The sequence below is a fragment of the Planococcus wigleyi genome (genome assembly GCF_014836985.1).
GTDB lineage: Bacteria > Bacillota > Bacilli > Bacillales_A > Planococcaceae > Planococcus > Planococcus notacanthi.
The window spans coordinates 233,385-245,372 of sequence record NZ_JACSPU010000001.1 but is presented as its reverse complement, the minus strand read 5'-3'; the positions used below and the strand labels follow the sequence as shown (position 1 = coordinate 245,372).

2 protein-coding genes are annotated in these 11,988 nt (G+C 43.4%); both read right to left on the bottom strand.

From position 1 onward, the window contains the following. Positions 1-336: 336 nt before the first annotated feature. Entirely contained in the window at positions 337-4,035 is a 3,699-nt protein-coding gene (locus H9630_RS01010) for an Ig-like domain-containing protein (protein WP_191713633.1), read from the bottom strand. 286 nt (positions 4,036-4,321) lie between these two features. After that, a partial coding sequence (locus tag H9630_RS01005; protein WP_191713632.1) for an Ig-like domain-containing protein occupies positions 4,322-11,988 on the bottom strand: 7,667 nt, incomplete at its 5' end.

Sequence of the window (11,988 nt, the reverse complement as noted above, 5' to 3'; positions counted from 1 at the left end):
TTTCACTATTATTTCCTCACCGACAGACACTTTGTCCGGGCTTACTTCGAGGCTATGGACTACCGGAGCGGCAGAATCCCCTTCTGCAAATACAGCACTAATTCCAGATACTAATTGAAACATTAATACAAATAACGTAAATAAAGCTATTTTCCTCATCATAGGTCTTTTTACCATTACCAAAACCACCTGTCCTATTCTTATTGAAATATATACCATACATATTATATATTAATTTGCTAAAATTATATGAATAAATTAACATTTTATGAAATTAATTTTCTCGCAAAAAACCACTTTGGATTTCAAAATCCAAAGTGGTTTTTCTTATCTTCTTTATCTGAAATCCTCATTCAAAGCTCTCGCCAGGAAAACCGAATACTCGGCTCTTGTCGTAGAAGCGCCCGGACGGAAGGTCTTATCCGGGAATCCGGTCGTAATGCCGTTTTCATACAGCCCAGAAATATACCCTTTCGCCCAATGCCCAGCTTTCACGTCCTTGAAATGGTTCTTGTTGCTCGCATTCAAACCATACGCGATGCTGATGACTTTTGCCATCTCCGCACGTTTTAGCACAGCATTTGGTGCAAACGTGCCATCCGGGTTTCCGTTGAATAGTCCTGCTTTGGAAACCGCGGCGATATAATCTTTCGCCCAGTGCTTGCTTGAAACGTCTTTATATCCTGAAGAAGTTTCAACAATTGGCAAGTCTAACGCCAATGCCAACATCTTCGCAGCTTCTGCGCGTGTTGTGTTCTTCTCGGGCTGGAAGCCGCCGTTCGGGTACCCGCCGATGATTTGATCGTCGGCTAAGTACATGATTTCATCCAACGCCCAGTGCGTCAGTTTCAAATCGGGGTAGTTGCCGTCCACGACCGTGACCGCAATGGCGTTACTGCTGTTGCCCGCGGCATCCGTTGCTACGACAGACAATCTAGTCCCGACTTTTTGTTTCGCGATAGTTACTTCATACTTGCCTTTTGCATTGGCCGTTGCCGTACCGATCGATTTCGTTCCAGCTTTGACCGTGATTTTCGCGTCGGCTTCCGCCGTACCGATGACGCGCGTGGAATGGTGCGTCACTTTGTTCGTCAATGAAATTTCCGGAGGAGTTCCATCCACCACCACAATCTCTTTTACAGAACTGACATTTCCGGCTTTATCTGTCGCTGTGACTGAAAGAGTAGTGCCGACTTTCTGTTTGGCAATGGCTATTTTATATATGCCTTTGCTATCTGCTTTTGCCGTCCCTAATTCCTTGCTGCCGTTTTTCACCGTGATTAACGCATTTACTTCTCCTGTTCCAGTGACTGCTGTAGAGTTTTCTGTTACTTTATCTACCGCTGGAGTCGCTGGAGCTGTTGTATCTTTAACGGTTTTACTTACAGCTTCGCTGCTATTGCCATATTCATCTGTCGCTGTGATCGTTAAAATCGTATCGCCCTTTTGTTTTGGAATGGCTACAGAGAATTTGCCTTCAGCGCCTGAAATTGCTGAACCGATTTGCTTCCCGTCTGCTTTTACCGATACAGTAGCTTCCGCTTCCGCCATCCCGGTAACAGTGGTCGACTTATCCGTTACTTCATTGACCGTCGGCGTTGCTGGTGGAGTCCCGTCTGTTACGGATACTTCTTTTACCGTACTCTTGTTTCCAGCAGCATCTGTTGCTGTCACTTGAATTTTCGTGCCAGCCTTCTGCGCCGAAATAGCTACTTTAAACTTGCCATCTGCGGCCACTTTCGCTGATCCGAGCTCATTGTCACCGGCTTTAACGGAGATAGAGGCATTTACTTCTCCTGTCCCTGTAACAGCTGTTGACTTATCCGTCACCGGATCCACTGTCGGAGCTGCTGGTGCTGTCGCGTCCACGACAGTCACTTGTTTCGCTGCACTGATATTGCCAGATGCATCTGCAGCAGTGACGCTTAATTTGGTTCCTGCTTTTTGTTTCGCGATTGTCACTGCGAAGCTTCCATCACTATTCGCTGTTGCCTTGCCAATTTCGGCAGCTGCAGCTTTCACAACAATACTAGACCCTGCTTCCGCAGTTCCTTTAACAACCGTTGATTTGTCGGTTACTTCCGATACTGTCGGCATAGCCGGCGCTGCGTTGTCTTTCACTTTAATGTCTGTCGCTTCACTGACATTGCCTGCTTGGTCAGTGGCAGTAATCGCTAACAGCGTTCCGGCTTTTTGTTTGGCAATCGCAATGGAATAATTGCCATTACCATCCGCTTGGGATTCGCCCAATAAAACATCTTTTGCTTTCACTGATATAGTTGATCCAGCTTCTGCTGTTCCGGTTACCTTGAGGCTGTCTTCTGTTACTTCATGGACTTCCGGTTTTGCAGGGGCTGTTGCATCTTGTACAGTAACATTAGTGAATTCACTGGTGTTCCCTGCTGCATCCTGTACATTCACTGACAGTTCAACGCCAGCTTTTAGCGGCGAGATTGGAATTTCAAAATTCCCGTTTCGATCTATCGAACCCGAATACGCAGTATAGCCATTCATATAAACTGATACGAATGCACCTGGTTCTCCAGCCCCTTTAATGACAGATGATTGATCTGTTACTTCATGAACTGTTGGTTTTCCTGGAACCGTTCCATCTAACACGGTGATCTCTTTCGCTTCACTTTCATTTCCATATGAATCAACAATAGATACATACAATTTCGTTCCAGCGGTTTGCTGAGAAATCGGAATAATAAAGTATGTATAGCCGATATAATTTTCTTCTGAAGCAATAATATTTCCTGACTGATCTCGAATGAAAACTTTTCCATTTTCAAGATCAAAAGAAAGATACCCTATTACACTGGTTGAATAATCATATATTTTTGGCACCATTGGTGAAGGTATATCCATAATTTTCAGTGCCTGCTTAGCATTTACAAGACCATTTCCATAAATATAATCTTTACCATACTCCCCTAAATCTTTTGTAGTGGATAATAACCGGTCCACTACTTGATCGTTCGTCAAATTGGGCTCACTTGCCAACAGCAATGCTGCGACACCGGCAACAACTGGCGCTGCCATGGAGGTCCCGCTCATCCAACCGCCCGAATTATAAGGAAGGGTCGAATAAATTGAACTGCCTGGTGCTACAATATCGACGTCATTTCCATAGTTTGAGAAGTAGGACTGGGAATCTGAAGAATCCGTTGATCCCACCGAGATGACGTTGTCATATGAAGCTGGGTAACGTGTTTGAGAGCTAGAATCATTGCCTGCAGAAGCCACTATTACCAATCCACTTTGATAAGCATACTGAATCGCATTATTGTATTGCGAATTGTAACTATAACTGCCCATACTCATATTGATAATATCAGCACCTGCCCATACCGCTTGATAAATCCCTTCGATTATGTCCGAAGTATAAGCCATATCATCCTCAAAAACATCAATCGGCATAATGCTCGTTTCCGGCGCAACTCCTGCACCAAATGCGTAATTGTCAATCGAACTGCCAATGATGCCAGCAACATGCGTTCCGTGATCATCGACACTAAATCCCGTATCTGAAGTGGCTAATGGGGAGACAATCTGATTGGCAAGATCCGAATGATTGATATCAAATCCTGAATCCAATACCGCTACAACAACATCCGAAGACCCCATGGTTTTGTCCCAAGCTCTTTCAGTCTCGATATTTTTGTGATGATATTGAGAATAACTAAAGTAAGGATCATTTGGTGTATAGGTCAGCTGAACCAAGTGATCAGCCTCTACGCTTTCAACGTCTGTTCTTGCTTCTAATTCATCAATAAAAGCTTCAACCGTTTCTCCCTCAGGAACTTTTAAGGTAGCAACCTCTTCGGTTTCGATTGTATCAACACTCACCACATCTAAATCAGTCTTTTTACTTTGCCCATCTTCTTTAAACGTGACGATGACCTGATCGGTTTCCACCTCTTGTGTGACAAGCGGCTTGTCTTCTCCTTCTGCATATACATTAGCCCCCAATGTATTGGACAGTAAAACCACACTTAATAATGCGGATGAAACCTTCATACTCTTGTTCATTTTTCTATCTCCCTTTTAAAACTACTCTCATTTCAAAAAATGTTTTATATTCCCTCAGTTATTATACTTTATACCTATAATTAAGGACAGATAATAATCAAAAAGGTTCAACAAATATTAATATTTGAATAAATCCTTCTGTCATCTTAATATCTTAAACTTCAAAACCGTATAAAGTATCTTGTCCATTAGAGACGAATTATAATACCTTACTTTTCTTTATAAATTCATAAGAAAACCCATTCCGACGTTGGAATGGGTTTTCTACTATTACTTTTGAAATTTATTAACGAAATTCCTTATTCAAAGCTCTCGCCAAGAACACCGAGTACTCCGCTCTTGTCGTGGAAGCGCCAGGTCGGAACGACTTATCCGGGAAACCGGTCGTAATGCCGTTTTCATATAAGCCCGAAATATAGCCCTTCGCCCAATGGCCTGCTTTCACATCGTTGAAATGATTCTTGTTGCTCGCATTCAAACCATAAGCAATGCTGATGACTTTCGCCATCTCCGCACGTTTCAAGACATCGTTCGGCGCAAACGTGCCATCCGGGTTTCCGTTAAACAGGCCTGCTTTGGAAACCGCGGCGATGTAATCTTTTGCCCAGTGCTTACTTGAAACATCTTTATAGCCTGAAGAAGTTTCAATAATCGGCAAGTCCAATGCTAGAGCCAACATCTTCGCAGCTTCCGCACGTGTCGTGTTTTTCTCAGGTTGGAAACCGCCGTTTGGATACCCACCAATGATCTGGTCATCAGCTAGGTACATGATTTCATCCAACGCCCAGTGCGTCAGTTTCAGGTCGGGGTAATTGCCATCGACAACAGTGACTGTAATGGCTTTGCTGCTGTTGCCGGCCGCGTCTGTTGCCGTAATCGATAATTTCGTCCCTGCTTTTTGTTTCGTGATGATCACTTCGTATTGGCCTTTGGCATTGGCCGTTGCCGTACCAATCGATTTCGATCCGGCTTTGACTGTGATTATTGCGTCAGCTTCTGTTGATCCGATGATGCGTGTGGAATGGTGCGTCACTTTGTTCGTCAATGAAATTTCCGGAGACGTTCCATCCACAACTACAACCTCTTTTACAGAACTGACATTGCCGGCTTTGTCTGTCGCCATAATAGAGAGGACAGTTCCGACAGACTGTTTCGGAACTGCTACTGAATACGTTCCAGCCGCACTTACTGTTGCTGTGCCGATTTCGTTATTTCCTACTCTAATTGCAATTTTGGAAGCCGCTTCCGCTGTTCCAGTGACAGTTGTCGATTGCTCTGTCACGTTGTTTACTGTTGGTGCAGTTGGTGCTGTGACATCCAAAACTATAACTTCCTTAACAGGACTAATGTTTCCTGCGACATCAGTTGAAGTTACTTGAATTTTTGTTCCGGCTTTTTGTACATCTATTGATATGTTGTATTTACCGTCTGTGTCTGCTTTAGCCGTTCCCAATTCTTTTCCTTTTACTTTCACAGAAACACGAGAACCTGCTTCCGCTATTCCACTCACTGCTGTCGATTTGTCTGTCACTTCGTTGACGGTTGGAACTACTGGTGGCGTTGCATCCGTTACCGTCACTTCAGTCGCATCACTAGTATTCCCAGCAGCATCTGTTGCCGTAATTGTAAGAACCGTTCCAGCTTTTTGTTTTTCAACCGACAACTCGAACTTGCCCATGTCGCTTGCTACTACTTTCCCAAGCTCTTTCCTGCCAGCTTTAATAAGTATAGTTGCATTTGCTTCTGCAGACCCTTTAACGATTGTCGATTGATCGGTTACGTTTTCTATAACCGGTAATTCAGGTGCTGTTGCATCTATGACGATTATTTCTTTTCCTTCACTGATGTTGCCTGCATCATCTTTTGCAGATACCACCAATTTTGTACCAGCTTTTTGCTTCGGAATCGAAACAGAGAAGTTGCCCGCCTTATCCGTTTTTGTTGAGCCTAATTCGCTGTCTCCTGCTTTTACCGATATGAGTGAATTAGCTTCAGCTGTTCCTGTAACAGCTGTCGATTTATCATTCATTCCATTTACAGATGGGATTACGGGTGCTGTTGCATCTAAAACTATGGCTTCTCTTGCGGCACTGATGTTCCCTGCTGCATCTTTTGCCGTTACGCTCAGCTTTGTGTCAGCTTTTTGCTTCACAATTGTTACCGCAAAGTTCCCTTTACTGTTTGCAGTCGACTTGCCAATTTCGGATCCAGCAACCGTTACCTGAATAATTGAACCTGCTTCTGCAGACCCTTTGACTACTGTTGACTTGTCCGTCACTTCGTCTACTATTGGCATTTCCGGTGCTGTTGCATCTGATACAATCACTTCTTTTGAAGCACTTGCATTTCCAGCAGCATCCGTTGCTGTCACTTGAATTTTTGTTCCAGCTTTTTGCACTGCGATAGTTGCTTTATACTTGCCGTCTGAAGCGACCATAGTTTTACCTAGCTCAGTGCTGCCAGACTTAATAGAAATGGTTGCACCCAATTCACCTATGCCTGTAACTGCTATCGACTTGTCTGTTACTTTATCAACCGTTGGAACTGTTGGAGCTGTTGTATCCATAACAATTATTTCTTTTCCTTGACTAACATTGCCCGCTGCATCTTTTGCAGTCAGTGTCAGTTTTGTTCCGGCTTTCTGTTTTGAAATCGAAGCAGAGAAGTTGCCTTCAGCATCAGCTGTAGCCGTTGCCAATTCATTTTTTCCGGCTTTCACTAAAATCTGAGCAGCCGCTTCTGCCGTCCCTGTAATAACTGTCGATTGATCCGTGACTACGTTAACAGTCGGAGCTGATGGTGCGGTTTCGTCCGCTACAGTCACTTCTTTCACAGCACTCACATTTCCAGCTACATCCGTTGCTGTCACTTGAATTTTCGTTCCTGCTCTTTGTACAGCAATGATTGCTTTATACTTGCCATCTGCATCAACCTTTGCTGTCCCCAGCTCTTTGCTGCCATTCATAATGGAAATGGATGCATTTGCTTCTGCAGAACCTGTCACCACAGTTGATTTATCTGTAACTTTATCGACTTTTGGTGCAGTAGGAGCTGTCACATCCAAAACAGTTACTTCTTTCGCTGAACTGACATTTCCAGCTTTATCCACAGCGGTTACGCTCAGTTTTGTTCCAGCTTTTTGCTTAGCGATCGCTACAGCAAATTTACCACTGCTGTCTGTTGTCGCCTTGCTAATTTCTACTCCTGCAGCTCTCACTACAATGACTGAACCTGCTTCTGCAGTTCCTTCTAAAGCTGTCGATTTATCAGTAATTTTTGTTACTGTCGGCAAAGCAGGAGCTGTTGCATCCAGTACTGTTGTTTGCGTTGCCTGACTGATGTTTCCTGCTTTATCGGTTGCTGTTGCTTTTAACACAGTTCCGGCCTGTTGCTTTTTAACTGTAACGGTATAATGTCCTTCTTCATTTGCTGTTGCGTTGCCAATCTCGGTAGTGCCAGCTTTAATCGATAGGACGGCACCCGCTTCTGACTTCCCTGTAATGGACACAGTTTTATCAGTTACTTTATCTATAACTGGTTTCCCTGGAGCTGTCACATCACTTACAGTGATTTCTTTTGCTCCACTTACATTACCTGCTGCATCAGTGGAAGTAATAGAAAGCTTAACACCTGCTTGCTGTTTTTCCATAGCAAGTGAAAAGCTGCCAGATTCGTCGGCTTTTCCTTCACTGACTAGCTTATCTCCAGCTATTACTGTAATTGCTGAATTAGCTTCGGCCGTCCCCGTAATAGCAGTCGACTTGTCTGTTACTGCATTGACTGTTGGGATTACCGGCGCTGTTTTATCTGATACGATTACTTCTTTCGCAGCACTAGTATTTCCGGCAGCATCTGTCGCCGTCACTTGAATTTCTGTTCCGGCTTTCTGCGCTGGAATAACCACTTTATACTTGCCATCCGCAGCTACTTTCGCTGTTCCCAATTCTTTGCTGCCGACTTTAACGGAAATGGAAGCACTTGCTTCTCCAGTACCCGTAACAGCTTTTGACTTATCAGTAACTGGATCAACTGTCGGTGCGGTTGGTGCTGTCGCATCCAAAACCGCCATTTCTTTCACTGAACTCACATTTCCAGCTGCATCTGTCGCAGTCACATTCAATTTGGTTCCAGCTTTTTGTTTTGCAATGGTTACTGTGAAGTTCCCATCACTGTTCGCTGTAGCTTTGCCAATTTCAGCACCTGCAATATTCACCAGAATAGTAGCCCCAACTTCTGCAGTTCCTTTAACAGCCGTAGATTTGTCTGTTACTTTTTCTACTGTTGATAATAAAGGAGCTGTCTCGTCTAGCACGGTTACTTCTTTTATGCCGCTGACATTATTTGCTTTATCAGTGGCTGTAACTTTAAGTAGTGTCCCAGCCTTTTGTTTTGGAATAACAACTTCGTATTTTCCTTCTTTGCCAACAATTGTCGAACCTATTTCATCTGTTCCGACTTTAATTGAAATCTCCGAACCGATTTCAGCTGTTCCTTTAACAACAGTCGATTTGTCTGTTACTTTTTCGACTACAGGTACCGAAGGGGCAGTTGCATCTTGAACTACAATTTCTTTTACTTCGCTGACATTGCCAGCGGCATCTGTTGCAGTGAACTTAAGAACAGTTCCGGCTTTTTGTTTTTCAATTGGCAATTCGAATTTGCCAGTTTCACTGACGGTCACTTTACCAATTTGCTTATCTTCACTTTTGATTAGAATACTTGAATTTGCTTCTGCTGTTCCTTTAATGGTTGTTGTTTTGTCTGTTACTTTTTGTACTGCTGGCAATGCCGGTGCAGTTACATCTAAGACTGTTACTTCTTTTGCTTCACTGACATTTCCAGCTGCATCTACCGCAGTCACATTCAATTTGGTTCCAGCTTTTTGTTTTACAATGTTCGCGGTAAATTTCCCATCCGTATCTACAGCTTTCTTACCAAGCTGTATTCCATTGGCATTTACAATTACTGTTGATCCTGCTTCTGCAGATCCATATACAGATGTCGATTTGTCTGTTACTTTATCGACTGTGGGAGCTCCCGGCGCTGTCGCGTCCAAGACGGTTATTTCTTTTTCTTCACTGACGTTACCGGCTGAATCTTTTACATGTAATATCAGCTTCGTACCAGCTTTCTGCTTCAGTATCGCAATCGAGTAATTGCCTTTAGCATCAACTGTTGCCGTTCCGATTTCTTTACTTCCAGATTTAACCACAATCTGAGATAGGCTTTCAGCCGTCCCAACAATAGTTGTCGACTTATCCGTCACTTCTTTGACAGTCGGAGTGCCAGGCGCTGTTTTATCAAGCACTATTACTTCTTTGATAGCACTGACATTTCCGGCACCATCCACAGATGTCACTTGAATTTTAATACCCGCTTTTTGTTTGGCAATCGTTACTTTATAGTTGCCATCTTCGGCTACTTTTCCAGTTCCTAATTCCTTGCCTTCCGCTTTAACTGAAATGACAGAACCTATTTCAGCTGTCCCAGTAACAGTTACCGTTTTGTCCGTAACTTCGCTAACAGTCGGAACTGATGGCGAAGTTTTATCTACAACAGTCACTTCTTTTGCAGCACTTGTATTTCCAGCAGCATCAGTTGCCGTTACTTGAATCTTTGTTCCGGCTTTCTGTACTGAAATAATTGCTTTATATTTCCCATCTGCTGCAACCTTCGCTGTCCCCAGCTCTTTGGTGCCAGCTTTAATGGAAATTAGTGCATTCACTTCACCAGTACCTGTTACTGCCGTTGACTTGTCTGTAACTTGATCAACAGTCGGTGTGGTTGGTGCAGTCGCATCTAATACTGTTACCGATTTTGCTGAACTCGTATTTTTAGCTGCGTCTGTTGCCGTTATACTTAGTTTTGTTCCAGCTTTTTGTTTCGCAATCGTTACAGCAAAAATCCCATCACCGTTAGCTGTAGCCTTGCCAATTTCAGTGCCTGCAGCTTTCACTATAACAACTGAATTTGCTTCTGCAGTTCCTTTTACAGAAGTTGATTTATCGTTTACTTCCTCTACCACAGGTAAAGAAGGAGCGGTTGCATCAGCTACAGTTACTTGAGTTGTTTGGCTGATGTTTCCTGCTTTATCGGTTGCCGTTACTGTTAATACAGTGCCAGCCTTTTGCTTTTTAATCGCAACAGCATAATGCCCTTCTTCTGTTACTGTAGCTTGGCCAATCTCGATAGTGTCAGCTTTGATTAATATCACAGAACCTGCTTCCGCTGTTCCTGTAATGGAGATTGTTTTATCTGTTACGTTATCCACTACCGGTTTTTTGGGAGCCGTAGCATCACTCACCGTAATTTCGTTTGTTTCACTCATGTTCCCTGCCGCATCAGATGCAGTTACAGAAAGCTTGAGTCCTGCTTCTTGTTTGGCTACAGCAATCGAAAACTTCCCGCTCTCGTCAGTTGTTCCTTCGCCTATTATTTTGCTATCGACTCTAACAGTAATGGCCGAGTTTACTTCAGCAGTCCCACTAATAATCGTAGATTTATCCGTCACTTTGTTCACTTTCGGTGAAGGAGGGGGAGTAGCATCGCTTACAATCATTTCTCTCGGAAGACTAGTAAAACCAACTTTATCGGTCGCTGATACACCTAGTTTTGTCCCTGCTTTTTGTTTCAGTATTTTTACTGTGTAATTTCCTTTTTCATCTGCAGTTGCAGTACCAATTGTAATATAACCTACTTTAACGGTTACAAGTGCTCTTGGTTCCGCAGTCCCTGTGACCTCAATTGTATTATCTGTTATCTCATTTACGCTTGGTGTTGCTGGTCCTAAAGAAGGACTGGTCAAAAACGAAAAGAAAGGCGATTCCAGTAACAGTGTTCCGTCTTTTCCTTTTACCGCACCGGCATTGATATAAACCGTATATTTCGTGTTCGGCTTCATCCCTCCGGGAATCGTGAGAATCAATTTCTCACCTTCCACCCTGAGTTCGGTAGCTAAATACATTCCATCATTTTCAGTGAAAAAGCTGACTCCCCACTCTCCCAGCTGCAAAGGATTCAAGGCCCGATCGAAGGAGACTACAACCTCTGAATTCACCGAGACTCCGTACCCGTCAGGTTCGGGTGTTATATCAGTGATTGTTAAAGCATCCAGCTTCGGTGTACTTGGGTGGGGTGCTGTCAGAAATGGCGTATAAGACAATATTGCAGCTTCATTTCCTTGGTCTTTTCCATCGTTTATCTTGTCATCTATTTTTTCTTCGATTATCGTATTCCAGTAATTATTTTTAGCTGTGAGGCCTTTGCTTGAATTGGAAACCTGAATCATAGGTTCTTTCGAACCTTCTCCACCTACAAAGCTATTATACTCAAATAAGGTTTGGCCAGAGCCCCATTCGGAACCATAATGTATGATTTTTTGAGTAGACTGTGCATTGAAGCCTCTATAAAACATATTGTTTCTGATGATGTGATCATATGTCGAGCCAAGTGTCATATAGAGTTCGTTCAATTTAAAAGTATTTCTTTCAATGACACTGGTCGCATCTGACAAGTAAAGCGTTGTTCGACTGTCAAGAACGGAATCTTTCAGTATTAGATTTCCACTCCCTTCCTTCGAAAGAAGTCCCCCAGTGAAATCGGTATACTGAATGTCGAGTGATCCCTTTGAATATGTTCCTGTTTCAATTCGTGCCTTTTGAATAGATACTCGGTTACGAGCACTGCCTTTACTTATAAAAGACCCATTTGCAACTACGATTTTGTTGTCTTGGCCACGCACTTCCACGCCCGGCTCCAGCGTCAATTTGGCACCATCGGTGACTTCTACTTGTCCCGCCAGAATATAAGGCGAATTCGCTTTGGTCCAAGCTGTATCTTCCGATACTTTCCCTTTTACCTGTGTGCCTTGGTCCCCACTGGTCAAAAACGAAAAGAAAGGCGATTCCAGTAACAGTGTTCCGTCTTTTCCTTTTACCGCACCGGCATTGATAT

Excerpts from the sequence above, each read along its gene's own strand:
- H9630_RS01010 (WP_191713633.1), bottom strand. The coding sequence starts at position 4,035 with ATGAACAAGAGTATGAAGGTTTCATCCGCATTATTAAGTGTGGTTTTA.